The sequence below is a fragment of the Planomonospora sp. ID67723 genome, assembly GCF_015711605.1.
GTDB lineage: Bacteria > Actinomycetota > Actinomycetes > Streptosporangiales > Streptosporangiaceae > Planomonospora_A.
Genome location: NZ_JABTEZ010000003.1, coordinates 1,076,490 through 1,103,041 on the forward strand (window position 1 = coordinate 1,076,490; position 26,552 = coordinate 1,103,041).

The 26,552-nt window shown below is 68.8% G+C and carries 17 protein-coding genes and 3 rRNA genes; 16 read left to right on the forward strand and 4 right to left on the reverse strand.

Features of this window, described 5'->3' with window-relative positions; translation table 11 throughout:
- Positions 1–125 precede the first annotated feature (125 nt).
- Together pheS and pheT are read left to right on the forward strand one after the other, a co-directional pair.
- Positions 126–1,175 (forward strand): phenylalanine--tRNA ligase subunit alpha, encoded by a 1,050-nt coding sequence (gene pheS / locus HS041_RS26420; protein WP_196443573.1) that lies wholly within the window; start codon positions 126–128, stop codon positions 1,173–1,175.
- Entirely contained in the window at positions 1,175–3,691 is a 2,517-nt protein-coding gene (gene pheT, locus HS041_RS26425; RefSeq protein WP_196443474.1) for a phenylalanine--tRNA ligase subunit beta, read from the forward strand. Before pheS ends, pheT begins: the two co-directional genes overlap by 1 nt.
- 159 nt (positions 3,692–3,850) lie before the next feature.
- On the opposite strand, the gene HS041_RS26430 is transcribed toward pheT, so the two are convergent.
- Both HS041_RS26430 and HS041_RS26435 read right to left on the reverse strand, forming a co-directional pair.
- A complete protein-coding gene (locus HS041_RS26430) occupies positions 3,851–4,294 on the reverse strand; it encodes a MarR family winged helix-turn-helix transcriptional regulator (RefSeq protein WP_196443475.1) in 444 nt (147 codons plus the stop codon).
- Positions 4,291–4,908 (reverse strand): type 1 glutamine amidotransferase family protein, encoded by a 618-nt coding sequence (locus tag HS041_RS26435; RefSeq protein ID WP_196443476.1) that lies wholly within the window; start codon positions 4,906–4,908, stop codon positions 4,291–4,293. Before HS041_RS26435 ends, HS041_RS26430 begins: the two co-directional genes overlap by 4 nt.
- Before the next feature lie 450 nt (positions 4,909–5,358).
- Here HS041_RS26435 and HS041_RS26440 point away from each other — a divergent pair, with 450 nt between their 5' ends.
- Entirely contained in the window at positions 5,359–5,604 is a 246-nt protein-coding gene (locus HS041_RS26440; RefSeq protein WP_196443477.1) for a hypothetical protein, read from the forward strand.
- 18 nt (positions 5,605–5,622) lie between these two features.
- Here the strand turns inward: HS041_RS26440 and HS041_RS26445 are convergent, their stop codons facing one another.
- Both HS041_RS26445 and HS041_RS26450 read right to left on the reverse strand, forming a co-directional pair.
- Positions 5,623–6,936, reverse strand: coding sequence for an MFS transporter (locus HS041_RS26445; RefSeq protein ID WP_307845479.1), 1,314 nt, complete (start codon positions 6,934–6,936; stop codon positions 5,623–5,625).
- A gap of 162 nt (positions 6,937–7,098) precedes the next feature.
- Positions 7,099–8,760, reverse strand: coding sequence for a class I adenylate-forming enzyme family protein (locus tag HS041_RS26450; RefSeq protein WP_196443478.1), 1,662 nt, complete (start codon positions 8,758–8,760; stop codon positions 7,099–7,101).
- A gap of 267 nt (positions 8,761–9,027) precedes the next feature.
- Between HS041_RS26450 and argC the strand changes: the two genes are divergently transcribed.
- From argC to rrf, 13 genes are all read left to right on the forward strand, one after another.
- Positions 9,028–10,050, forward strand: a complete 1,023-nt coding sequence (gene argC, locus HS041_RS26455) for an N-acetyl-gamma-glutamyl-phosphate reductase (RefSeq protein ID WP_196443479.1) — start codon at positions 9,028–9,030, stop codon at positions 10,048–10,050.
- A complete protein-coding gene (argJ, locus tag HS041_RS26460) occupies positions 10,047–11,201 on the forward strand; it encodes a bifunctional glutamate N-acetyltransferase/amino-acid acetyltransferase ArgJ (RefSeq protein WP_196443480.1) in 1,155 nt (384 codons plus the stop codon). The genes argC and argJ overlap by 4 nt, the downstream gene beginning before the upstream one ends.
- On the forward strand, positions 11,198–12,151 hold the full coding sequence (gene argB / locus HS041_RS26465; protein WP_196443481.1) for an acetylglutamate kinase: 954 nt from the start codon (positions 11,198–11,200) through the stop codon (positions 12,149–12,151). Before argJ ends, argB begins: the two co-directional genes overlap by 4 nt.
- A gap of 29 nt (positions 12,152–12,180) precedes the next feature.
- Entirely contained in the window at positions 12,181–13,329 is a 1,149-nt protein-coding gene (locus tag HS041_RS26470; RefSeq protein ID WP_230879803.1) for an acetylornithine transaminase, read from the forward strand.
- Positions 13,322–14,248 (forward strand): ornithine carbamoyltransferase, encoded by a 927-nt coding sequence (argF, locus tag HS041_RS26475; protein WP_196443483.1) that lies wholly within the window; start codon positions 13,322–13,324, stop codon positions 14,246–14,248. The genes HS041_RS26470 and argF overlap by 8 nt, the downstream gene beginning before the upstream one ends.
- Positions 14,245–14,748, forward strand: a complete 504-nt coding sequence (locus HS041_RS26480) for an arginine repressor (RefSeq protein ID WP_196443484.1) — start codon at positions 14,245–14,247, stop codon at positions 14,746–14,748. The genes argF and HS041_RS26480 overlap by 4 nt, the downstream gene beginning before the upstream one ends.
- A 65-nt stretch (positions 14,749–14,813) precedes the next feature.
- Complete coding sequence (locus HS041_RS26485) at positions 14,814–16,013, forward strand: argininosuccinate synthase (RefSeq protein WP_196443485.1); 1,200 nt, start codon at positions 14,814–14,816, stop codon at positions 16,011–16,013.
- Positions 16,014–16,109: 96 nt separating this feature from the next.
- Entirely contained in the window at positions 16,110–17,528 is a 1,419-nt protein-coding gene (gene argH / locus HS041_RS26490) for an argininosuccinate lyase (protein ID WP_196443486.1), read from the forward strand.
- Positions 17,510–18,247 (forward strand): DNA-3-methyladenine glycosylase, encoded by a 738-nt coding sequence (locus tag HS041_RS26495; protein WP_196443487.1) that lies wholly within the window; start codon positions 17,510–17,512, stop codon positions 18,245–18,247. Before argH ends, HS041_RS26495 begins: the two co-directional genes overlap by 19 nt.
- Before the next feature lie 121 nt (positions 18,248–18,368).
- The gene (gene tyrS, locus HS041_RS26500; RefSeq protein ID WP_196443488.1) at positions 18,369–19,628 is read left to right on the forward strand and encodes a tyrosine--tRNA ligase; all 1,260 of its coding nucleotides are present in this window, start codon (positions 18,369–18,371) and stop codon (positions 19,626–19,628) included.
- Positions 19,629–20,277: 649 nt separating this feature from the next.
- A 16S ribosomal RNA gene (locus tag HS041_RS26505) occupies positions 20,278–21,798 on the forward strand.
- A 423-nt stretch (positions 21,799–22,221) separates the two neighbouring features.
- Positions 22,222–25,355, forward strand: a 23S ribosomal RNA gene (locus HS041_RS26510).
- A gap of 151 nt (positions 25,356–25,506) precedes the next feature.
- Positions 25,507–25,623 (forward strand): 5S ribosomal RNA (rrf, locus tag HS041_RS26515).
- The 16S, 23S and 5S rRNA genes sit together here, the layout of an rRNA operon.
- Positions 25,624–26,552 lie beyond the last annotated feature (929 nt).

Consider the following 26,552-nt stretch of genomic DNA (forward strand, 5'->3'; position numbering starts at 1 on the left):
TGCCCGCGGTCCGCCATGCCCGGCACGGCTCAGCGATAGACTCATGGCCGCTTAGGCCCTGGATTCGGAGCTCTCTCTTGTCTAACTACGACCCGGTCGAGGTGACACCGCTGCACGCCGACGAGATGGCGCGCATGCAGGCCGACGCCCTCGACGCCATCAAAGCCGCGCGTGACCTCGACGAACTCAAGCAGGCGCGGCTCGCGCACGCCGGTGACCGCTCGCCGATCGCGCTGGCCAACCGCGAGATCGGCGCGCTGCCTCCGGCGGCCCGCGCCGAGGCGGGCAAGCGCATCGGCGCCGCCCGCAAGGCGGTCGCCGACGCCCTCGCCGAGCGCCAGTCCCAGCTGGAGGCCGAGCGGGACGAGCGGGTGCTCGTCGAGGAGACCGTCGACGTCACCCTCCCGTGGGACCACGCCCCGCGCGGCGCCCGGCACCCGCTGACCACGCTGCAGGAGCGCATCGCCGACGCGTTCGTCGCGATGGGATACGAGGTGGCCGAGGGGCCCGAGCTCGAAGGCGAGTGGTTCAACTTCGACGCGCTGAACATCGCGCCCGACCACCCTGCCCGCTCCGAGCACGACACCTTCTTCGTGGAGTCCGTCGACTCGGGCAAGGTGCTGCGCACCCAGACCTCGCCGGTGCAGATCCGGGCCCTGCTCAGCCGCGAGCTCCCGGTCTACGTCATCTCGCCGGGCAAGGTGTTCCGCACCGACGAGCTCGACGCCACCCACACCCCGGTCTTCCACCAGGTCGAGGGACTGGCGATCGACGAGGGCCTGACGATGGCCCACCTCAAGGGCACCCTGGACCGCTTCGCCGAGGTCATGTTCGGCGAGGGCATCACCACCCGGTTCCGGCCGAACTACTTCCCGTTCACCGAGCCCTCGGCCGAGATGGACCTCAAGTGCTTTGTCTGCCGCGGCGCCTCGGCGGTGCCCGGCAACCCGCCGTGCCGTACGTGCAAGTCCGAGGGCTGGATCGAGTGGGGGGGCTGCGGCATGGTCAACCCGCGGGTGCTCGTCGCCTGCGGCGTCGACCCGGCCCGATACTCCGGGTTCGCCTTCGGCATGGGCATCGAGCGCACGCTGATGTTCCGCCACAACGCCGAGGACATGCGCGACATGGTCGAGGGAGACGTGCGCTTCACGCTCCCGTTCGGGATGGAGGTCTGATGAAGGTCCCGCTTTCCTGGTTGCGGGAGTATGTCGATCTCCCCGCCGTCACCGCCCACGAGGTGGCCGAGAAGCTCACCGCGGCCGGGCTCAAGCTGGAGGCCGTCACCTCCTACGGCCACGACGTGAAGAACGTCGTGGTCGGCGAGGTGCTCTCCGTCGAGGAGCTGGAGGGCTTCAAGAAGCCCATCCGGCACTGTCAGGTCGAGGTCGGCGAGGCCGCTCCGCGGCAGATCGTCTGCGGCGCGACCAACTTCGCCGCCGGGGACCGGGTGCCGGTCGTGCTGCCCGGCGGCGTGCTGCCCGGCGGGTTCGAGGTCGGCGCGCGCAAGACCTACGGGCGCATGTCCGAGGGCATGATCTGCTCCGAGCGCGAGCTGGGTCTCGGCGACGACCACTCCGGCATCATGGTGCTGCCCGAGGGCACGCCGATCGGCGTCGACGTGGTCGAGCTGCTCGGCCTGCGCGAGGACGTCATCGAGCTGGAGATCACCCCGGACATCGGTTACGCCCTGTCCATCCGGGGCGTGGCCCGCGAGGCCGCCACCGCCTTCGGCGTCGCCTTCCGCGACCCGGCCGACGTCTCCCCGCCGATCGAGTCCGGCCCCTCCTACCCGGCCTCGATCGCTGACCCGACCGCGTGCGACCGCTTCGTGCTACGCGAGATCCATGGCTTCGACCCGCACGCGCCCAGCCCGTTCTGGCTGCGTGCCAGGTTGACGCGGGCCGGCATGCGCCCGGTCTCACTGGCCGTCGACGTCACCAACTACGTGATGCTCGAGCTCGGTCAGCCCCTGCACGCCTTCGACGCGACCAGGCTGACCGGTGAGATCGTGGTGCGCCGGGCCCAGCCGGGGGAGAAGCTGGAGACGCTCGACCACGTCGTGCGCGCGCTCCATCCCGAGGACGTCCTGATCACCGACGGGTCCGGCGTGATCTCGATGGCCGGGACCATGGGCGGGCTGCACACCGAGATCTCCGACGACTCCACCGACATCGTCATCGAGGCCGCGCACTTCTCCGCCAGCGGCATCGCGCGCATGTCCCGCCGCCACAACCTGGTCAGCGAGGCGTCCAAGCGCTTCGAGCGGGGCGTGGACCGAGAGTTGCCGCTGTACGCGTCCTGGCGCGCGGTCCGGCTCCTCGCCGAGCTGGGCGGCGGCACGATCCAGCCGGGGGCGACCCACGCCGCGATCGAGGTCGAGCCGGTCCGCGTCTCCATGCCGAGCGGCCACCCCGGCACGGTCGCCGGGACACACTACGACCGTGGGACCGTGATCCGCCGCCTGGAGCAGGTCGGCTGCACGGTCGAGGAGGGCTCCGCCGCCCCGGCCGGTGAGCTGGCGGCCAAGCTCGCCGTTACCGGCGACGACATGCTGACGGTCACCCCGCCGTCGTGGCGGCCCGACCTGACCGACCCCAACGATCTCGCCGAGGAGGTCATCCGGCTCGAGGGCTACGAGAACCTGCCCTCGATCCTCCCGGCCGCCCCGGCCGGGGCCGGTCTGACCGAGGGCCAGCGGCTGCGCCGCCGGGTCGGCCGGGCGCTGGCCGCCGCCGGCTACGTCGAGATCCTCGCCTACCCGTTCGTCGGGGAGCGTGACTTCGACAACCTGCAGCTGCCCGAGGACGACGCGCGCCGCCGCGCCGTACGGCTGGCCAACCCGCTCAGCGAGGACGAGCCGCTCATGCGGACCACGCTGCTGCCGGGCCTGCTGAAGACCCTGGTCCGCAACGTGGGCCGCGGCTTCGGCGACGTGGCCCTGTTCGAGACCGGGCTGGTCTACCGGCCTGCCGCGGGCGCGCCCGAGCGGGCGCCGGTGCTCGGCGTGGAGCGGCGGCCCACCGAGGAGGAGCTGGCCTCGATCGAGGGCGCCCTGCCCGCCCAGCCCAGGCGGGTCGCGGTCGTGCTGGCCGGGGAGCTGCAGCGCTCCGGCTGGTGGGGCAAGGGCCGGGCGGCCACCTGGGCGGACGCCGTCGAGGCGGCCCGCACGGTGGCGCGCGAGGCGGGGGTGGACCTTCAGGTCCGCGCCGACCGGCACGAGCCCTGGCACCCGGGCCGCTGCGCCGCGCTGTACGCCGGGGAGACGCTCGTCGGCCACGCCGGAGAGCTGCACCCCCGCGTCATCGAGGCGTACGGCCTGCCGCCGCGCACCTGCGCGATGGAGCTGGAGCTGACCCGGCTGGAGGCCGTGCTGCCCGGCCCGGCGGAGACCCCTCCGGTCTCCGCCTACCCGGTCGCCACTCAGGACGTCGCACTGATCGTCGACGCGGCCGTCCCGGTCGCCGAGGTCGAGACGGCGCTGCGCGAGGGCGCCGGCGGACTGCTGGAGTCGATCCGGCTGTTCGACGTCTACACCGGCGCGCAGGCCGGTGAGGGCAGGAAGTCGCTGGCCTACACGCTGCGCTTCCGGGCCGCGGACCGCACGCTGACCGTCGAGGAGACCACCGCGGCCCGCGACGCGGCGGTGGCCCTGGCCGGCGAGCGCACCGGGGCCCGGCTCCGCGGCGCCTGATCGCGCGTTCTCCGCTCGGTCCCCGGCGTGACGACGGGGACACCTGCGATCACTGTCGCCGGTGTCCCCGTCCGAGCCGTCCCGGTGCCCGCACGAGAGCTTCCCCGGCCACCCGGAGACGCGCGTGGTTCACGAGACGATCGGCCGGGGCCTGTGCGCTCACGGATGAGCGACGTGGTCGAGGGCGGCGGAGAGCCGCTTGAGCGCGTCGATCACCTGCTTCAGGCCGTCCGGGCCGAGCTCGTCCACCACCCGGTTCGCCAGTGCCTCCAGGTCGGGGCCGATCCGCTCTATCGCAGCCACGCCCTTGGCGGTGGGCCGCAGCAGCTTGGCTCTGCGATGGGCGGGATTCGGTTCGTAATCGGCCAGGCCCTGCTCTACCAGCAGGTCGGCGACCCGCTGCACGGCCTGCCTGGTCAGCCCGCGTAGCCGGGCGATGCCGGCCACGGGCATGGGCTCGTCGAGGACCGCGCTCAGCACCTGCCACCACGCGACGGTCATCCCCACCGGCCTGGCGAGCATGTCGCCGACGCCGAGGAACTGCCCGTTGAGGCGGTAGACGGTGAGCGCGGCCTCCGAGAGCAGATCTCCCGTGTCGCTCATGCGTCCGATGATGCCATCAGCGTTTCGAAGGCCGAGGCGTCGCTGTGCGCGAACAGCTGGTACCAGGCCTCCAGCACCTCCGGGGTGTACAGGTCCAGCTTGGCGAAGATCTCGCGGGCGAAGTCGACCGGTGCGGTGGGCGTGCCCGTGATGAGGTCCCCGTCGGTCACGGCGAGCGCTTCGACGTAGTGCTCCGCGCCGCCGTACCCCTGCTGCATCTGCAGGTACGCCGGCGCGGCGCTCGTGTGGCCGCGGGTGTCGAAGACCCCCTCGCGGGCCAGCCCGGCCGTCGCGCCGCAGATGGCCGCGACCGGCACACCCGCTTCCAGCAGCTCGCGAGCCTTGCGGGCGAAGGGGGCGAGCTCGTCGCCTTCGTCCCAGAGGGCGGCGCCGGGCAGGATGAGCATCGCCGCGTCCTCGACCGAGCCGATGGGGACGTCGGGGGTGACGCGCAGGCCGCCCATGGTGGTGACCGGTTCGGTCGTGAGCCCGACGGTGACGAGCTCGTAGCGGCCGGGCTCCCTGTGGTGGTGGCCGTTCCTGATGTGGGCGGTGGCGTGTCCGGTCTCCCAGTCGGCCATGGTCTCGTATACCGCGTGGTAGATCTTGTTCATGACAATATGTTGTCATTAGGACAATATGTTGTCAATGAAGCTGCGGGAAGAGCCCCACCCGGATCGTCGGCTCCCGTGCGGGGCCGCTCCGGCCTCGCCGGCGCGAGGAAGGCCTCCGCGTCGGCTCAGGCCTGCGGCTCGGGGGCGAACGCGGACTCGCGCCCGGATGATCGGGGGCTTCCCGCGCGGCCGGCGCTCGGCAGCCGTGGGCGGCCGGATGCCCCGTCCCGCAGCCGACGTCGGGCACGCGGTCCGCGCCCGGCTCGTCGGCGATGTCGAGATAGGCTGTCGGGTCGTCGCGGTCCCCGTCGAAGGCGTCATGGACGCGCGCGAGGCGAGGGTGGACGAAGATCGCCTCGGGCCCCGGCGACCACGTCCACGGCCAAGCGCTCCGGCGACGGATGTCCCGCCGCCGCGCGTCCCCTTCAGGGAAACATCGGAGAGGGAGAGATGAGACACCTGCTGGTGTTCGCCGACCGCGACGCGGCCGAGGAGGCCGCGGAGACGGTGGCCGAGGAGTTCCCCGCGCTGGAGACGCCCGCCGTGGTGCGGGAGACCCTGGCGGGGGAGGACGACGCCGAGGACGCCCAGTGGGTCGTGGTGGTCGAGGATCCCGATGACGTCCTGACGCCGGAGGGGCAGAGCTGGATGGACGGGCTGGCCGAGCAGTACGAAGGCTGGCGCGAGGCGGGCTGAGAGCGGTGGAGGCCGGGGCTAGGAGACGACGGCCTTGGCGAGTTCCTCGCGGCGGGTGCGCTCGCGGACGGCGTGCTCGTCGGTGCGGGCGTCGTAGTCGCGGAACTTCGGCAGGAGCGCCGCCATCGCGGCGACCGCGCCGACGCAGAGCAGGCCGCCCGCGCTCAGGGAGAAGCGGGTGCCGCCGAGGTCGGCCATCAGGCTCGCGCGGGCGTTGCCCATCATCGGGCCGCTGGTGTAGGAGAGCAGCTCGATCCCGGCCAGGCGGCCACGGTAGGAGTCGGGGATGGTCTGGTTCCAGATGGTGGCGCGGAAGACACCGCTGATCATGTCGGCGGCCCCGGCCAGGGCCAGGCAGATGAAGACGCCCCACACGCTCGGCATCGCACCGGCCAGCGTCACCGCGGCGCCCCACACGACCGCGGCGGCGATGACCCCCATGCCGTGGCGGTGGACGTGGGCGGTCCAGCCGGAGGTGACCGAGGCGACCAGCGAGCCGACGGCGGAGGCGGAGTAGAACAGTCCCAGCGCGCCGGGGACGCCGAACTCGTCGGCGAGGAAGGGGAAGAGCGCGGTGGCGAACGCGAAGACCATCGCGGCGATGTCCACCAGGTAGGTGCCCATCAGGTCGGGGCGGCGCACGGCGTAGCGGACGCCGTCGACCAGCGAGCTGATGGAGGCCGGGGGAGCGTCCCGGTCCTGCGGCGGGGCCTTCACCAGCCAGAGCAGGACCAGCGAGGCCAGGAAGGTGACCACGTTGATCGCGTAGGCGGTGGCGACGCCGTACGAGGCGGCGATCAGACCGCTGAGCCCGGGGGCGACGATGGCGCCGAGGTTCCATCGGAAGCCGGCGAGCGCCGCGGCGGCGGTGAGCTGGTCGTGGCGGACCACGCGCGGCATCAGCGATTCGAGGCTGGGGCGCTGCAGGCTGCCGAAACCGGCCGCCAGCGCGCCGACCACGTAGAGGATCCAGACCTGGGGGTCCGGGAGCAGGGCGTTGACCAGCAGGATCGTGATCGTGAGGCAGAGCCCCACCTCGGTGAGGAGAATGATCTTCCGGCGGGCCATCGCGTCCGCGATGGCCCCGCCCCACAGGCCGCAGACCACCATGGGCACGAACTCGGCCACGCTGACCAGCCCGACCGCCAGGTAGGAGCCGGTCAGCTGCTTCATCTGCAGCGGGACCGCGACCAGGGTGAGGAACGTGCCGAACATCCCAATCACTCCGGAGCCGAACAGCAGCCGGAAGTCGCGGGAGTCGCGCAGCGGGCTCAGGTCCATCCGCAGGCGGCGGAGCAGGCCTCTGAGTGAGCGATCAGGATTTTCGGGCACGAACAGCTAGTTTCGACGCCGACCCGCCCCGGGGGCAAATGGTCATCGGGCGGACGCGGGCGGTGGCCGCCCCGGCCCGGGAGCTTCCAGGGGCCGCGGCGGGCACGGCCCCTGGAGGCTCCCGGGCCGGGACATCCGGGAGCTTGCAGGGGCCGTGCCCGCTCAGGACCCGAGGACCTCCTTGCGGAGATGGGTCTTGAGGATCTTCCCTCCGGGGTTGCGGGGCAGCTCGGCCTCGCGGATCCAGAACCTGACCGGGACCTTGAAGGGGGCGATCCGCTCGCGCAGGAAGGCCTGGAGCTCCTCGGGGGTGGCCGGGGACTTCAGCCGGACCACCGCGCCGACCTCCTCGCCCAGCTCGTCGTGGGGAATGCCGATCACCGCGGCGTCGTCGACCGCCGGGTGCTCGAAGAGGGCGGCCTCCACCTCGGCGCAGTAGACGTTCTCGCCGCCGCGGATGACCATGTCCTTGGCCCGGTCCACGATGTAGACGAAGCCCTCCTCGTCGATCCTGGCCAGGTCGCCGGTGTGCAGCCAGCCGTTGACGAAGGTCTCCGCGGTGGCCTCGGGCCGGTTCCAGTAGCCGAGGATCACGTTGGGGCCCCGCATGCACAGCTCGCCGACCTCGCCCACGGGCAGTTCCTCGCCGAGCGGGTCGGAGATCTTGACGTCGATCACGGGCATCGGCAGGCCGATGCTGTCGGGCTTGGCCAGGTAGTCGGGGCCGCTGTTGTTGATCGCCAGCGCGGTGGTCTCGGTCATGCCGTAGCCGTTGGACGGGGCCCGGCTCGGCAGCTGCTCGGTGATGCGCTCCAGCAGCTTGGGCGGGGCGGGGGCGCCGCCGTACCCGAGGGAGTTGAGGCTGGAGATGTCGTACTTCTCCAGGTCCGGGTGGGACAGCAGCTGCCAGACGTTGGTGGGCACGCCGCTGAAGACGGTGACCTTCTCGCGCTCGATCAGCTCCAGTGCCCGCCCGGCGTCCCACTTGTACATCAGCACCAGGCCGCCGCCGGTGAACATCGTGGTGGTCATCACCGCGAAGCAGCCGGTGACGTGGAACAGCGGCACGGTGAGCAGGGTGACGCGGCGCTGCCCGGCGGACTCCGCCGGGTCCTTGCCGGCCCGGACCACGGCGCGCAGCAGGCTGTAGGCCACGGTCATGGGGGCCTGGCCGAGGTTGCGGTGGCTGCCGAGCGCGCCCTTGGGCACGCCGGTGGTGCCGGAGGTGTAGAAGATCGTGGCCGGGTCGTCGGGGGAGAGCTCGACCTCCGGCAGGGTCACGTCCGCCGCGACCTCGCCCAGCACGTCCTCGAACGAGCGGGCGCCCTCGGGGACCTCCCCGCGCGTCACGATCAGCGCCGGGCCGGTCCCGGCCAGCTTGGCGGCGCGCTCGCCGTCGGCGATGAGCACCTTGGCCCCGGAGTCCGAGAGCCCGAACTCCAGCTCCGGCTGGGTCCACCAGGCGTTGAGCGGTACGGCGATCGCCCCGGCGGCGAGCACGGCGGAGAAGGAGACCACCCACTCGGGGTAGTTGCGCATGGCGATGGCGACCCGGTCGCCCTTGGCCACGCCGTACTCCTCCACCAAGCGCCGGGCCAGGGTGGCCGCGCGCCGGAAGTGCTCCTCGTAGGTGATGTGCTCGTCTTCGTAGGCCAGGAAGACCTTGTCACCGTGGAACCGGCTCGTCTCGAGGAGGGTCCTGAAATGGCCGGGGGCGTGCTTCCAGGTCTTGACGGTGCCGGCCTGGCCGGGGACGTCGTCCATCTCGAAGAGCTGTCCGGGACCGGTGAGCTGGGCCAGGACCTGGTCATGGGTGACAGTCATACGTTGTACTCCCCGGGTGTGGAGGGACCGGAACCGTCACGATACCGACCAGTAGGTACGGGCAACAGATCTGAAATATCACGAAACATTCAGCCCGTATGCCCATGCACGAGTGACAGTCGCCTTCCCCTTGGCCCGCGGCTGTCCACGGTGGCGAAGCCGTCTCACCACGTGGGCGGCGCCTTGCATGAAAATCCCATACGATGCATACTCTCTCTAGCAAGTCTATGAGGGGTCATGCATGAACATGCAGAGAGTGGGGGACGGATGAGAGCGGCGATCGCCGGTGCCAGTGGCTATGCCGGAGGCGAGCTGCTCCGCCTGCTGCTCTCCCACCCCGAAATCGAGATCGGCGCGCTGACCGCAGGGTCCAACGCGGGCACCGCGCTCGGCGCGCACCAGCCCCACCTGGCCCCCCTGGCCGGCCGGACCCTGCTGGACACCACCGCCGACACCCTCGGCGGTCACGACGTCGTCTTCCTCGCCCTCCCGCACGGCCAGTCCGCCGCCATCGCCGAGCAGCTCGGCGGCGACGCACTGGTCGTCGACTGCGGCGCCGACTTCCGCCTGGCCGACCCCGCCGCCTGGACGCACTTCTACGGCGGCACGCACGCCGGCACCTGGCCGTACGGCCTGCCCGAGCTGCCCGGCCAGCGTGACCGGCTCCGGGGGGCCCGCAGGATCGCCGTCCCCGGCTGCTACCCCACCGCCGTCACCCTGGCCGTGTTCCCTGCCCTCGCCGCCGGTCTCGCCGCGCCCGACGTCGTCGTGGTCGCCGCCACCGGCACCAGCGGGGCGGGCAAGTCCCTCAAGCCGAACCTGCTGGGCAGCGAGGTCATGGGCTCCGTCAGCGCCTACGGCGTCGGAGGCGTGCACCGCCACACCCCGGAGATGGAGCAGAACCTGGCGGCCGTCGCGGGCGAGCCGGTGACCGTCTCCTTCACCCCGATGCTGGCTCCGATGAGCCGGGGCATCCTGGCCACCTGCACCGCCCCGGCCCGGCCCGGCGTGACGGCCGCGGCGCTGCGCGAGGCATACGAGAACGCGGTCAAGGACGAGCCGTTCCTGCGGCTGCTGCCCGAGGGGCAGTGGCCCGCCACCTCGATGACCCTCGGCGCCAACACCGCCGCCCTCCAGGTCGCCCTGGACGAGCGGGCCGGGCGCGTCGTCGCCGTCATCGCCATCGACAACCTGACCAAGGGCACGGCGGGAGGCGCGGTCCAGAGCGCCAACCTCGCGCTGGGCCTGCCCGAAGAGCTCGGCCTTCCCCTCAATGGAGTCGCCCCATGAGCGTGACCGCACCCCTCGGCTTCCGGGCCGCGGGCATCGCCGCCGGGATCAAACCCGGTGGTGCCCGCGACCTGGCCCTCGTCGTCAACGACGGCCCGTCCCGCGCGGCGGCCGGCGTCTTCACCGCCAACCGCGTGAAGGCCGCCCCCGTGCTCTGGTCCCAGCAGGTGCTGGCCGGGGGACAGGTCCGCGCGGTCGTCCTCAACTCCGGCGGCGCCAACGCCTGCACCGGCCCGCTCGGCTTCCAGGACACCCACGCCACCGCGGAGAAGGTCGCCGCCACGCTGGACGACTCGGCCGGCGAGATCGCGGTCTGCTCCACCGGCCTGATCGGTGAGCGGCTGCCGATCGACGCCCTGCTCGACGGGGTGGACGTCGTGGCCGCCCAGCTCAGCCGGGACGGCGGCCTGGCCGCCGCGGACGCCATCCGCACCACCGACACCGTTTCCAAGATCTCCTTCAAGCGGGGCGAGGGCGGTTACATGGTCGGCGGCATGGCCAAGGGCGCAGGCATGCTCGCCCCGGCCCTGGCCACCATGCTCTGCGTGATCACCACCGATGCCGACGTGACCACCGAGCAGCTCGACGTGGTGCTCCGCAGGGCGACGCGGGCCACCTTCGACCGGCTCGACGCCGACGGCTGCATGTCCACCAACGACACCGTGCTCCTGCTCGCCAGCGGTGCCTCCGGGGTCGTCCCCGACCTCGCGGAGTTCGAGAAGAAGATCACCGAAGTCTGCGCCGACCTGGCCCGCCAGCTCCTCGTGGACGCCGAGGGCGCGACCAAGGCGATCGCCATCGAGGTCGTCGGCGCGGCGTCGGAGCAGGACGCGCTGACCGTCGCCCGTACGGTCTCCCGCTCGAACCTCCTCAAGTGCGCCATCCACGGCGAGGACCCCAACTGGGGCCGGGTGCTCTCGGCGGTCGGCACCACCGACGCGGTCTTCGAGCCCGACCGGCTCAACGTCGCCATCAACGGCGTCTGGATCTGCCGGGGCGGCGCCGCCGGGGACGACCGCGCCAAGGTCGACCTGCGCCCCCGCGACGTGACGATCACCATCGACCTGTCGGCCGGACCGCACTCGGCGACGGTCCACACCACCGACCTCACCGCGGCCTACGTCCACGAGAACTCGGCGTACTCCTCATGAGGATCAACGGGGCCCTCTCCAAGGCCACCACGCTGATCGAGGCGCTGCCCTGGCTGGCCCGCTTCCAGGGCGCGACCGTCGTCATCAAGTACGGCGGCAACGCGATGACCGAGGAACACCTGCGGGAGAAGTTCGCCGACGACGTCGTCTTCCTGCGGTACGCCGGCCTCAAGCCGGTCATCGTGCACGGCGGCGGCCCGCAGATCAACGCCCACCTTGACCGGCTCGGCATCGAGTCCACCTTCACCGCCGGCCTGCGGGTCACCACCCCCGAGGCCATGCAGGTCGTCAGGATGGTCCTGGTCGGCCAGGTCAACCGCGACGTGGTCGGCCTGATCAACCGGCACGGCCCGCTTGCCATCGGCATGTCCGGCGAGGACGCCCACCTGCTCACCGCCGAGCGCAAGCACGCCGTCGTGGACGGCGAGCGGGTCGACATCGGGCAGGTCGGCGAGATCGTCAGGGTCGAGGCCGGGGCCGTGCAGGCGCTGCTCGACGACGGGCGCATCCCGGTCGTCTCCTCCGTCGCCCGCGGCGAGGAGGGCACCGTCTACAACGTCAACGCCGACACCGCCGCCGCCGCGCTCGCCGTGGCGCTCCAGGCCTCCAAGCTGGTCGTCCTGACCGACGTCGAGGGCCTCTACCGCAACTGGCCGGAGAGCGACGAGGTGATCGGCCAGCTCACCGCCGGAGAGCTGGAGGAGCTCCTGCCGAGTCTGTCCAGCGGCATGGTGCCCAAGATGGAGGCGTGCCTGACCGCCGTCCAGGGCGGCGTGCCCCAAGCCCACGTGCTCGACGGCCGGGTGCCCCACTCCGTGCTGCTGGAGATCTTCACCGACGAGGGCATCGGGACGATGGTGCTGCCCGACGCCGCCCCGGCGGTCGCCGTACCGAACCTGGTCAAGCGCAGGCTGACCGCCACCATCAAGCTGAACGGGAGCGACACGTGAGCCTGCGTGACCGGTTCGAGGCCGCCTTCATGCCCAACTACGGGGTGCCCCCGCTGGCGCTGGCCCGCGGCGAGGGCTGCACGGTGTGGGACGTCGACGGCGCCGAGTACCTCGACCTGATCGGCGGCATCGCGGTCACCTCCCTCGGCCACGGCCACCCCGCGCTCGTCGAGGCCGTCTCCCGCCAGGTCGCCGCCATCGCGCACACCAGCAACCTGTTCCTGCACGAGCCCGAGGTGCTGCTGGCCGAGCGGCTGATCGGCCTGCTCGGCGGCCAGGGCCGGGTCTTCCTCGCCAACTCCGGCACCGAGGCCAACGAGTGCGCCTTCAAGATGGCGCTGAAGTACGGCAAGACCACCGGAAGGACCTACTTCGTCGCCGCGGAGAACGCCTTCCACGGCCGGACCATGGGCGCGCTCTCGCTGACCGGCAAGCCCTCGATCCGCGACCCGTTCGGTCCCTTCCCGGTCGATGTCCGCTTCGTCCCGTACGGAGACGCCGACGCGCTCAAGAACGCCGTCACCGACGAGTGCGCCGCCGTCTTCCTGGAGCCCACCCAGGGCGAGGCCGGGGTCGTTCCCCCGCCCGACGGCTACTTCCGGGCCGCCAGGGAGATCTGCACCGCGGCCGGGGCCCTGCTGGTCGCCGACGAGATCCAGTCCGCCATCGGCAGGACCGGCCACTGGTTCGCCCACCAGCACGAAGGCGTGCTGCCCGACATCCTGACCCTGGCCAAGGGCCTGGGCGGCGGCCTGCCGATCGGCGCCTGCGTCGGCTTCGGCTCGGCCGGCACGATCTTCGCCAAGGGAGACCACGGCTCCACCTTCGGCGGCAACCCCGTCGCGGCGGCCGCCGCGCTCGCCGTGCTCGACACCATCGAGGGCGACGGCCTGCTGGAGCACGTCCGCACGGTCGGCGCCGAACTCGCAGGCGGCATCGCCATGGTGGACCACCCGCTGCTCGGCGGGGTGCGCGGCCGGGGCCTGTGGCTCGCGCTCGTGCTCACCGGCCGGCGGTCCGCACCGGTCCAGGCCGCCGCGCAGCGGGCCGGGTTTCTGGTCAACGCCCTCCAGCCCGACGCGGTACGGCTCGCGCCGCCGCTGGTCATCACCTCCGAGCAGGCCGCGACGTTCGTGGCCGCGCTCCCCGCGATCCTCGACGAGGCCTCCCGTGACTAGACACTTCCTCAAAGACGACGACCTGACGCCCGTCGAGCAGTCCCGGGTGCTCGACCTGGCCGACGCGATGAAGAAGGACCGGTTCGCCTACCGGCCCTTCGAAGGGCCGCAGACCGTCGCCGTCCTGTTCGACAAGAACTCCACCCGGACCCGCGTCTCCTTCGCCGTCGGCATCGGCGAGCTGGGCGGCCTCCCGCTGGTGCTCGACGCCGGCTCGTCGCAGATGGGCCGGGGCGAGAGCATCGAGGACACCGCGCGGGTGCTGGAGCGCCAGGTCGCGGCCATCGTGTGGCGGACCGCCGGACAGGAGAGGATCGAGGCCATGGCCTCCGTCTCCGCCGTCCCCGTGGTCAACGCCCTCACCGACTCCTACCACCCCTGCCAGATCCTCGCCGACCTGCAGACCGTCCGCGAGCACTTCGGCAGGACCGCCGGGCTGACACTGGCCTACTACGGCGACGGCGCCAACAACATGGCCCACTCCTACCTGGTCGGCGGGGCCACCGCCGGGATGCACGTGCGGATCGGCGCCCCCGAGGACTACCACCCCGACCCGGCGATCCTGGCGCGGGCCGCCGAGATCGCCGGACGCACCGGCGGCAGCGTGTCCGTGCTCACCGACCCGCTCGCGGCCGCCGAGGGCGCCCAGGTGATCGCCACCGACACCTGGGTCTCCATGGGGCAGGACGGCAAGGACGAGCGGATCGCCGCGCTCATGCCGTACCAGGTGAACGCCGCCGTGCTGGACGCCGCCGCGGACGACGCGGTCGTGCTGCACTGCCTGCCCGCCTACCGCGGACTGGAGATCACCGCCGACGTCATCGACGGCCCGCGCAGCCTCGTGTGGGATGAGGCCGAGAACCGCCTGCACGCCCAGAAGGCGCTGCTGCACTGGCTGGTCACCGAGGCCTCGCGATGATCCCGATGACCAAGGCCGCCCGCCAGGCGCGGATCGCCGAACTGCTGGAGCGCCAGCCCGTGAGATCCCAGCCCGAGCTGGCCAAGCTCCTGCTGGAGAGCGGGGTCGAGGTCACCCAGGCCACCCTCTCCCGGGACCTGGACGAGCTCGGCGCGCTCAAGCTCCGCGCCGAGGACGGTTCCCTGGTCTACGCCCTGCCGGGCGAGGGCGGCGGGCGCATCCCGCTGGCCAGGCTCGGCACCGGGGAGTCCCCGGCCGCCCGGCTCGGCCGGCTGGCCGAGGAACTGCTGGTCTCCGCCGATGCGTCGGCCAACCTGGTGATCGTCCGCACCCCGCCGGGCGCCGCGCAGTTCCTGTCGTCCGCGATCGACCACGCGGACTGGGAGTCGATCCTCGGCACCGTGGCCGGAGACGACACGATCCTCGTCGTCACCCGCGACCCGGCAGGCGGGCCGGCGGTCGCCGAGGCCCTCCTGCGCCACGCCGACCGACGTACCTAGCCCGCGTCCAGCGGGCCCGCCCCAGCCGTACCTGACCTGACGAAAAGACTTTGGAGTGACACATCATGACTGACCGGGTCGTACTCGCCTTCTCCGGCGGCCTCGACACCTCCGTGGCCATCCCGTTCCTCGCCGAGAAGACCGGCGCCGAGGTCATCGCCGTGGCCGTGGACGTCGGCCAGGGCGGCGAGGACATGGAGGTCATCCGGAAGCGGGCCATCGACTGCGGCGCCGTCGAGTCCGTCGTCGTCGACGCCCGGGAGGAGTTCGCCACCGACTTCTGCGTGCCCGCCCTGCAGGCCAACGCCCTCTACATGGACCGCTACCCGCTGGTCTCCGCGCTCTCCCGGCCGCTGATCGTCAAGCACCTGGCCGCCGCGGCCAAGGAGTTCGGCGGCACGCACGTCTCGCACGGCTGCACCGGCAAGGGCAACGACCAGGTCCGGTTCGAGGCCGGCCTGGCCGCGCTCTTCCCCGAGCTGAAGGTCATCGCCCCGGCCCGCGACTACGCGTGGACCCGGGACAAGGCCATCGCCTACGCCGAGGAGAAGAACCTCCCGATCGAGACCACCAAGAAGAACCCCTACTCGATCGACCAGAACATCTGGGGCCGCGCCGTCGAGACCGGCTTCCTGGAGGACATCTGGAACGGCCCCGTCGAGGACGTCTACTCCTACACCGCCGACCCGGCCGAGCCGCGGGAGGCCGACGAGGTCATCATCAGCTTCGTCAAGGGAGTCCCGGTGGCGCTGGACGGGCGGCACCTGACCCCGTTCGAGATCATCTCCGAGCTGAACCGGCGCGCCGGCGCCCAGGGCGTCGGCCGGCTCGACATGGTCGAGGACCGGCTCGTCGGCATCAAGTCCCGCGAGGTCTACGAGGCGCCCGGCGCCATCGCGCTGATCACCGCGCACATGGAACTGGAGAACGTCACCGTCGAGCGCGACCTGGCCCGGTTCAAGCGCTCGGTGGACCAGCGCTGGGGCGAGCTCGTCTACGACGGCCTGTGGTTCTCGCCGCTGAAGAAGGCGCTCGACGTCTTCATCGCCGAGGCCCAGGAGCACGTCACCGGCGAGATCCGGATGACCCTGCACGGCGGCCGGGCCACCGTCACCGGCCGGCGCTCCGAGGCGTCGCTGTACGACTTCAACCTCGCCACCTACGACACCGGCGACACTTTCGACCAGTCCCTGGCCAAGGGCTTCGTCGAGCTGTGGAGCCTGCCCTCCAAGATCGCCGCGGCCCGGGACGCCCGGCTGGGCTGATCGGATGACGGATGTCCGGCGGATCCCGTCCAACCTGGGCGCGGGACCCGCCGGACATCCTTTAGGGTCGCGGATTGAACTCGGAGGGAGAAGACGGTGACTGATGGTGGCAAGCCGATGCGGTTGTGGGGCGGCAGGTTCGAGGGAGGACCGGCCGACGCGCTGACCAGGCTCTCGGTGAGCGTGCACTTCGACTGGCGGCTGGTGCCGTACGACCTGCTGGCCTCGCGCGCGCACGCCCGGGTGCTGCACCGCGCCGGGCTGCTCACCGAGGACGAGCTGGGACGCATGATCGGCGCCCTGGACGACCTGGAGCAGGCCTGCAAGTCGGGCGAGTTCCGGCCGACCGTGGCCGACGAGGACGTGCACACCGCTCTGGAGCGCGGCCTGCTGGAGCGTCTGGGCACACTCGGCGGCAAGCTCCGCGCCGGCCGGTCCCGCAACGACCAGATCGCCACCGACCTGCGGCTGTACCTGCGCGACCACGTCAGGACCATCGTGTCCCGCCTGGTCGAGCTGGAGACCGCGCTGATGAGCCAGGCCGAGGAGCACGCGGAGACGGCCGCCCCCGGCATGACCCACCTGCAGCACGCGCAGCCGGTCTCCTTCGGGCACCAGCTCCTGGCGCACGTCCACGCCTTCGCCCGCGACATCGACCGGCTGCGCGACTGGGACCGGCGCGCGGCGGTCTCCCCGCTCGGCTCCGGCGCGCTGGCGGGCTCCTCGCTCCCGCTGGACCCGCAGGCCGTCGCCGCCGAGCTCGGCTTCGACTCCGCGGCCCCCAACTCGATGGACGCGGTCGCCGACCGGGACTTCGCCGCCGAGTTCCTGTTCTGCGCGGCGATGATCGGCACGCACCTGTCGCGGCTGGGCGAGGAGATCGTCCTGTGGGCCTCGCAGGAGTTCCGCTGGATCGAGATGGACGACGCCTACTCCACCGGCTCGTCGATCATGCCGCAGAAGAAGAACCCGGACGTCGCCGAGCTCGCCCGCGGCAAGAGCGGCCGCCTCATCGGCAACCTCATGTCGCTGCTGACGACGCTCAAGGGCCTGCCGCTGACCTACAACCGCGACCTGCAGGAGGACAAGGAGCCGGTGTTCGACTCCGTCGACACCCTGCTGCTCGTCCTCCCGGCTGTGGCGGGGCTGGTCGCCACCATGCGGGTCAACACCGCCAAGCTCGAGGCCTCGGCCCCCGACGGGTTCGCCCTGGCCACCGACCTGGCCGAGCTGCTGGTCCGCAGGGGGGTGGCGTTCCGCGACGCGCACGAGGCGGTCGGCCACCTGGTGGTGTGGTGCCAGGTCAACGACAAGGACTTCGGCGAGCTCACCGACGAGGAGCTCGCCAAGGTCTCGCCGCACTTCACGCCCGACTCGCGTGAGGTCCTGTCGGTGCCCGGCGCGCTGGCGGCTCGCAAGGCGCACGGCGGCACGGCCCCCGACCGGGTCCGGGACCAGCTCGTGGCCCTGCGCGAGGTCGTCGACGCCCAGGCCGCATGGGCGAGCGGAAGCTGACGTCCCCGGGCGGACCCGGCGAGCACCGGCTCACCGGGTCCGCGCCGCTGGATCGCGCCTTCTTCGACCGTCCCGCGCACGAGGTCGCCCCGGACCTGCTGGGACGGGTGCTCGTGCACGGTCCGGTGGCGCTGAGGCTGACCGAGGTCGAGGCGTACGGCCTGCCGGGGGAGGACCCCGCGGCCCACACCTACCGGGGACTGACGCCGCGCAACGCGGTGATGTTCGGACCACCGGGGCACCTGTACGTCTACTTCACCTACGGCATGCATTTCTGCGCCAACCTGGTCTGCCTCCCCGAGGGGATCGGCTCGGGCGTCCTGCTGCGGGCCGGAGAGGTGACAGCCGGGATCGAGACCGCCACGGCGCGGCGGAGCGCGGGTACGAGCCGTGCCGTACCGGCGCGGGAGCTGGCACGCGGACCGGCACGGCTGGCCGTGGCGCTCGGCTTCACCCGCGAACACAACGGGCTCGACGCCTGCCCGCCCGGTGGAGCGGACGCGATCGGGAAGGGCTCGTCCGCCGGAGCGGGCGCGGGGACGGATCTGCCGGAGCCGCTGGCCGTACTCCCGGGAGAGCCGCCCGGCGCGGACCTGATCAGATCGGGGCCGCGCACCGGAGTCTCGTCGGGGAAGGAGACCCCCTGGCGGTTCTGGATCGACGGCGATCCCACGGTCTCGCCGTACCGTCCGCACGTCCCGCGCCGCAGGTCGTCCTGAACACCGCCGGCAGCGGGTCGCGCGCCTGGCGGGGAGGGTTTCGAGTGGCGCAAGGGTGGCGCGATCGGGCAGGCTGTAGGCAAGCCGTACAAGACCCTCCGAGCATTGGAAAGCAAGGATCGTGACCGACATTCTGGATGACCTCGCCTGGCGCGGCCTGATCGCGCAGTCCACCGACATCGACGCCCTGCGGGCGGCGATGGCTGAGGGTCCGATCACGGTCTATTGCGGTTTCGACCCGACCGCGCCCTCCCTGCACGTCGGCAACCTGGTCCCGCTGCTGACCCTGGCCCGGCTGCAGAAGGCCGGTCACCGCGCCATCGGCCTGGTGGGTGGCGCGACGGGTCTGATCGGCGACCCGAGCGGCCGCAGCACGGAGCGCTCGCTCAACTCCTCCGAGGTCGTGGCCGAGTGGGTCGCGCGCATCCGGGTCCAGGTGGAGAAGTTCCTGGACCTCTCCGACGAGTCCCGCGGGTTCATGGTGAGCAACCTCGACTGGACCGAAGGCATGTCCGCGATCGCCTTCCTGCGCGACGTGGGCAAGCACTTCCCGGTCAACCGCATGCTCGCCCGCGAGTCGGTCTCGGCCCGGCTGGGCGGGGACGGGCTCAGCTACACGGAGTTCAGCTACCAGATCCTGCAGGCCAACGACTACCTCGAGCTGCACCGGCGGCACGGGTGCTCGCTGCAGATCGGCGGCAGCGACCAGTGGGGCAACATCACCGCGGGCACCGATCTCATCCGCCGGGTGACCGGCGAGCACGTGCACGCGCTGACCGTGCCGCTGATCACCAAGGCGGACGGCACCAAGTTCGGCAAGACCGCCGGCGGCGCGGTCTGGCTCAACCCCGAGATGACCTCGGCGTACGCGTTCTACCAGTTCTGGTTGAACGCCGACGACCGCGACGTGGTGAAGTTCCTCAAGATCTTCAGCTTCCGGTCCCGTGAGGAGATCGAGGAGTTGGAGAAGGCCGCGACCGAGCGTCCCGCGGCTCGCGAGGCGCAGCGCGCGCTGGCGGAGGAGTTCACCACTCTGCTGCACGGCGCGGACGAGTGCGCCGCGGTGATCGCGGCCTCGGCGGCGCTGTTCGGCAGGGGAGCGCTGGACGAGCTGCCCGCGCACACGCTCGGGGCGGCGCTGGCGGAGGTGCCGCGCGCGGAGGTGTCGGCGCTGGGCGCTCCGTTCGTCGACCTGCTCGCCGAGAGCGGCCTGGTGAAGTCGAAGTCCGAGGCCCGCCGAGCCGTCAAGGAGGGCGGGGCCTACCTCAACAACGCCAAGGTCACCGACGAGGCCTACGTGCCGGTGCCCGAGGACCTGCTGCACGGCCGTTACCTGGTCCTGCGCCGCGGCAAGACGTTCGGCGCGGTCGAGGTCATCTGACCCGGCCCGTCACTCGGTACGGCAAACGCCCCGGCTCCGGTCGGGGCGTTTGCCGTACCAAACGGTAACGTTCTGGTGGCGAAGGACGGCCGGCTCGTCCCAGAGCCGGGATGACCTGCGGGTTCGTCAAGAGTGGCTGATTTGACGGGGGTTCGCGCGCCGCCTATGGTTTCCAGGTGCCCGGGAGCGAGCCGGACGCCTGAGACGGCGGACGGGCCTCGGGACAGATCCCCTTCTGAACGAACCTCGGTGTTCGATCTTTGTGCATGTCGCCGGAAAATCGGCTCATTGGACAAGGCGCGAATGGCAAGGTAAGTTAGAAGGGTTGCTCCGGAGACGGAGTGGTCGCGATCCGGATGGATCGCCCGAAACGGGTCAGTTTGACACGAAACGGGCGGATCTGCTAGGATGGTGACACGGAATGGAACGCCCCGCAGGTCGGGACCGAAGGAGTTCGGGTCCCGCGCCGACGGTGTACGCGTCCGTTTCTTGAGAACTCAACAGTGTGTTAAAAGCCAGTGCATGAAGCACAACCCCGTCCCACCCACCACGCGTGGGAGGACGGAATTCCTTTGGTTGATACACCCGCCGCGCGGCCATGACGGCTGCGGTGGCGGTGTGCTTTCAGCCGGGAACAACTCGAAAACATTGTTTGGAGAGTTTGATCCTGGCTCAGGACGAACGCTGGCGGCGTGCTTAACACATGCAAGTCGAGCGGAAAGGCCCTTCGGGGTACTCGAGCGGCGAACGGGTGAGTAACACGTGAGTAACCTGCCCCTGACTCTGGGATAAGCCTGGGAAACCGGGTCTAATACCGGATACGACCACCGGCGGCATCGCCTGGTGGTGGAAAGTTTTTCGGTCAGGGATGGACTCGCGGCCTATCAGCTTGTTGGTGAGGTAGTGGCTCACCAAGGCGACGACGGGTAGCCGGCCTGAGAGGGCGACCGGCCACACTGGGACTGAGACACGGCCCAGACTCCTACGGGAGGCAGCAGTGGGGAATATTGCGCAATGGGCGAAAGCCTGACGCAGCGACGCCGCGTGGGGGATGACGGCCTTCGGGTTGTAAACCTCTTTCAGCAGGGACGAAGTTGACGTGTACCTGCAGAAGAAGCGCCGGCTAACTACGTGCCAGCAGCCGCGGTAATACGTAGGGCGCAAGCGTTGTCCGGAATTATTGGGCGTAAAGAGCTCGTAGGTGGCTGGTCGCGTCGGATGTGAAAGCTCGGGGCTTAACCCCGGGTCTGCATTCGATACGGGCCGGCTAGAGGTAGGTAGGGGCAAGCGGAATTCCTGGTGTAGCGGTGAAATGCGCAGATATCAGGAGGAACACCGGTGGCGAAGGCGGCTTGCTGGGCCTTACCTGACGCTGAGGAGCGAAAGCGTGGGGAGCGAACAGGATTAGATACCCTGGTAGTCCACGCTGTAAACGTTGGGCGCTAGGTGTGGGGACCTTCCACGGTTTCCGTGCCGTAGCTAACGCATTAAGCGCCCCGCCTGGGGAGTACGGCCGCAAGGCTAAAACTCAAAGGAATTGACGGGGGCCCGCACAAGCGGCGGAGCATGTTGCTTAATTCGACGCAACGCGAAGAACCTTACCAAGGCTTGACATCGCCCGGAAACACCCAGAGATGGGTGCCTCTTCGGACCGGGTGACAGGTGGTGCATGGCTGTCGTCAGCTCGTGTCGTGAGATGTTGGGTTAAGTCCCGCAACGAGCGCAACCCTTGTTCCATGTTGCCAGCAGCATCCTTCGGGGTGGCTGGGGACTCATGGGAGACTGCCGGGGTCAACTCGGAGGAAGGTGGGGATGACGTCAAGTCATCATGCCCCTTATGTCTTGGGCTGCAAACATGCTACAATGGCCGGTACAGAGGGTTGCGATACCGTGAGGTGGAGCGAATCCCTAAAAGCCGGTCTCAGTTCGGATTGGGGTCTGCAACTCGACCCCATGAAGTCGGAGTCGCTAGTAATCGCAGATCAGCAACGCTGCGGTGAATACGTTCCCGGGCCTTGTACACACCGCCCGTCACGTCACGAAAGTCGGCAACACCCGAAGCCCGTGGCCCAACCCGCAAGGGGGGGAGCGGTCGAAGGTGGGGCTGGCGATTGGGACGAAGTCGTAACAAGGTAGCCGTACCGGAAGGTGCGGCTGGATCACCTCCTTTCTAAGGAGCACCGACCCACGATCACTCCGTCAGGGGTTCGCCTCTGACGCGGTCACGGGTCCATGTCGCGGTCACCAGCGAACGTCTGGTGCGCGGCGCGCTCATTAGTGGAGCACTGGCTACTCAACCAGGCCGGATCATCCGGGCCGCTAGTACCGCCTCGTCTCTCCTTCACGGGAGGGTCGGGGAGTGGGAACGCCGGTTTCGGGGGCTGGGCTGGTTGGACACACTGTTGGGTCCTGAGGGAACGGACCGGATGCGGAGTCCACCGCTGCGTGTGGTGGGCTTCGTGGTCTGTTGGGCCTCTGGACGGGACCGGTCTTCTGTCATACCGCTTGCCTGTGAGGGTGGGGTCTGGTGGCGGGTCTGATCTGGTTGCTGTTTGTTGTTTGAGATTTGCATAGTGGACGCGAGCATCTTTGTGGCCAAGTTTTTTAGGGCACACGGTGGATGCCTTGGCATCAGGAGCCGATGAAGGACGTGGGAGGCTGCGTTAAGCCTCGGGGAGTCGCCAACCAGACGTTGATCCGGGGATGTCCGAATGGGGAAACCCAGCACCCGTCATGGGGTGTTGCCTCCGCCTGAATGTATAGGGCGGTTGGTGGTAACGCGGGGAAGTGAAACATCTCAGTACCCGTAGGAAGAGAAAACAACATGTGATTCCGTGAGTAGTGGTGAGCGAAAGCGGATGAGGCTAAACCGTATGCGTGTGATAGCCGGCAGGCGTTGCGTGTGCGGGGTTGCGGGACCCTCTTACGGTTTCTGCCGAGACCGTGAACAGTGATAAATCCAGTGGGTAGTCGAAAGCTCTGGGAAGGGCTGCCGTAGACCGTGAGAGCCGGGTAGGCGAAACCTGTTGGACTGTTGGAGGGGATCCCAAGTAGCACGGGGCCCGAGAAATCCTGTGTGAATCTGCCAGGACCACCTGGTAAGCCTAAATACTCCCTGATGACCGATAGTGAACTAGTACCGTGAGGGAAAGGTGAAAAGCGCCCCGGTGAGGGGTCGTGAAATAGTACCTGAAACCGTGTGCCTACAAGCCGTAGGAGCGTAACCATCTTCGGGTGGTTGTGATGTGACTGCGTGCCTTTTGAAGAATGAGCCTGCGAGTTATGGTGTGTGGCGAGGTTAACCCGTGTGGGGGAGCCGTAGGGAAACCGAGTCTGAATAGGGCGTTTGAGTCGCATGCTGTAGACCCGAAGCGGAGTGATCTAGGCATGGGCAGGTTGAAGCGTGGGTAAGCCTGCGTGGAGGACCGAACCCACCAGGGTTGAAAACCTGGGGGATGACCTGTGTTTCGGGGTGAAAGGCCAATCCAACTCCGTGATAGCTGGTTCTCCCCGAAATGCATTTAGCTGCAGCGTCACGTGTTTCTTGCCGGAGGTAGAGCACTGGATGGCCGATGGGCCCGACAAGGTTACTGACGTCAGCCAAACTCCGAATGCCGGTAAGTGAGAGCGTGGCAGTGAGACTGCGGGGGATAAGCTCCGTAGTCGAGAGGGAAACAGCCCAGACCACCGACTAAGGCCCCTAAGCGTGTGCTAAGTGGGAAAGGATGTGGAGTCGCAGTGACAACCAGGAGGTTGGCTTAGAAGCAGCCACCCTTGAAAGAGTGCGTAATAGCTCACTGGTCAAGTGATTCCGCGCCGACAATGTAGCGGGGCTCAAGTACACCGCCGAAGTCGTGGCATTCACACATTTAAGCCTGGCAGGGTTTCCTGTCTGGGTGTGTGGATGGGTAGGGGAGCGTCGTGCGGCCGGCGAAGCAGCCGAGTGATCGAGTTGTGGAGGCCGTGCGAGTGAGAATGCAGGCATGAGTAGCGAATCAGAAGTGAGAAACTTCTGCGCCGGATGACCAAGGGTTCCTGGGCCAGGCTAATCCGCCCAGGGTAAGTCGGGACCTAAGGCGAGGCCGACAGGCGTAGTCGATGGACAACGGGTTGATATTCCCGTACCCGCTGTGATGCGCCCATATCGAATCCAGTGATACTAAGGGTCCTTAAGCCCCTGACGCCCTTCGGGGTGTGGGTGAGGCTGAACGCCCGGCCTGATCTGGTAGTAGGTAAGCGATGGGGTGACGCAGGAAGGTAGCCCATCCCAGGCGGTGGTTGTCCTGGGGTAAGCATGTAGGGAGAGAGGTAGGCAAATCCGCCTCTCGTGTTCCTGAGATGTGATGCCGAGCCGATTGTGGCGAAGTGGGTGATCCTATGCTGCCGAGAAAAGCCTCTAGTGAGTGTCATGGCGGCCCGTACCCGAAACCGACTCAGGTGGTCAGGTAGAGAATACCAAGGCGATCGGGTGAACTGTGGTTAAGGAACTCGGCAAATTGCCCCCGTAACTTCGGGAGAAGGGGGGCCTTCGCTGGTGACGAACCTTTGCGTTCTGAGCTGGTGGGGGTCGCAGAGGCCAGGGGGAAGCGACTGTTTACTAAAAACACAGGTCCGTGCGAAGTCGTAAGACGATGTATACGGACTGACGCCTGCCCGGTGCTGGAACGTTAAGGGGACCGGTTAGCGGGATCTTCGGATCCTGCGACGCTGAGAACTTAAGCGCCAGTAAACGGCGGTGGTAACTATAACCATCCTAAGGTAGCGAAATTCCTTGTCGGGTAAGTTCCGACCTGCACGAATGGCGTAACGACTTCCCCGCTGTCTCAACCGCAGACCCGGCGAAATTGCACTACGAGTAAAGATGCTCGTTACGCGCAGCAGGACGGAAAGACCCCGGGACCTTCACTACAGCTTGACATTGGCGTTTGGAGCGTCTTGTGTAGGATAGGTGGGAGACGGTGAAGCTCGGACGCTAGTTCGGGTGGAGTCATTGGTGAAATACCACTCTGGTCGTTTTGAACGTCTAACTTCGGTCCGTGATCCGGATCAGGGACCGGGTCTGGTGGGTAGTTTAACTGGGGCGGTTGCCTCCTAAAGAGTAACGGAGGCGCCCAAAGGTTCCCTCAGCCTGGTTGGCAATCAGGTGTCGAGTGTAAGTGCACAAGGGAGCTTGACTGTGAGACCGACGGGTCGAGCAGGAGCGAAAGCTGGGACTAGTGATCCGGCGGTGGCATGTGGAAGCGCCGTCGCTCAACGGCTAAAAGGTACCCCGGGGATAACAGGCTGATCTTCCCCAAGAGTCCATATCGACGGGATGGTTTGGCACCTCGATGTCGGCTCGTCGCATCCTGGGGCTGGAGTAGGTCCCAAGGGTTGGGCTGTTCGCCCATTAAAGCGGTACGCGAGCTGGGTTTAGAACGTCGCGAGACAGTTCGGTCCCTATCCGCTGCGCGCGCAGGAGACTTGAAAGGGGCTGTCCCTAGTACGAGAGGACCGGGACGGACGAACCTCTGGTGTGCCAGTTGTTCCGCCAGGAGCACGGCTGGTTGGCTACGTTCGGAAGGGATAACCGCTGAAAGCATCTAAGCGGGAAGCTCGCCTTGAGATGAGGTCTCCCACCCTGTGAGGGGGTAAGGCTCCCGGTAGACGACCGGGTTGATAGGCCGGAAGTGGAAGCGCAGTAATGTGTGGAGCTGACCGGTACTAATAGGCCGAGGACTTGACCACAAAGTTTATGCTTGGTTTCTGCAGCGCTCTGTATCCTTCGCCGGGTCCGGAGCAGCGCGGAACCAGGGTTCTTGCCCGCGTCCACTATGCGATTCTGAAACAGCAAACACCGCGCGTGTGTTCGTGTGCGGGTTTGATGGTTTCATAGGGTTACGGCGGTTATGGCGAAGGGGAAACACCCGGTTACATTCCGAACCCGGAAGTTAAGCTCTTCAGCGCCGATGGTACTGCACTCGGGAGGGTGTGGGAGAGTAGGTCGCCGCCGGACAATCTTTCATTGAGGGCCCTCGCCTTTTGGCGGGGGCCTTCGTGTTTTCCCGGGGATGTTTCCGGGTGTGTTTCCCCGGGGGGTGTTGTCTCCCGGGGGGTGTTCTCCTCTCCTCCGGCGGGGTGTGGGGTTCTTGCCGGGGCGGGGGTGCGGGCTCTGGGAGGGGCTGAGGCTCTTTCCGGGGGTGGGAATCCTTCTGTCGGCGGGGTTCTCCGCCGGGGGGATCACTTCCCGGACATGGCCCCTTCGGGCATGTCCTCCCAGAGCGCCTTCCACCCAGATCAGGGCCATGGCGACAGGGCTTCTTCTCTGACCGGCCCGATCTTGCGCTTTGGATCACTCCACGTCGTGGTGGGGAGTCAGCAGATCCCTGAAAGGCGGAGCAGGCTCCTGCGATCTGCCGGGATGTAGGGCGTGGGGACTTTGAGTAGCTTGCTACGCTGGAGATGCCGGGCCACCCCCTACCACGGGCGGCCTTCCTCGCGCCACACCACGACAGGGCGGGCCAGCGAGAGCGAACGGGGCGCATCCCGCGGCCGAAGACCGCCCACGCAGCGAATCGTCCCAATGACAAGACGGGGACGCGCTCGCAGAGTAAGCATATGAAATGGACCAGAAGTGAACAGTGATAACGGGCGTGACGGCGCAGGCCGCCGCGAAGAGGGCGAGAACCGCGGAACAGGCGGCCAGGGAGGCTACCGGGCGGGTGGCGGCAGGGGACGTCCTGGAGACGGTCCCCGATACGGCGAGCGCCGTGAGGGGCGTTCTGAGGGGTCATCAGGCTCAGGAAACCGAGGAGACCGCCCGTTCAACCGTGAGGGTGGACAGCGTTCCTACGGGGATCGTGACCAGGCGCGTGGTCAGTACGGGCCGCGTGGCGGTGGTGAGCGTCGTCCGTTCAACCGCGATGACCGTCCTGGTGGCGGGTA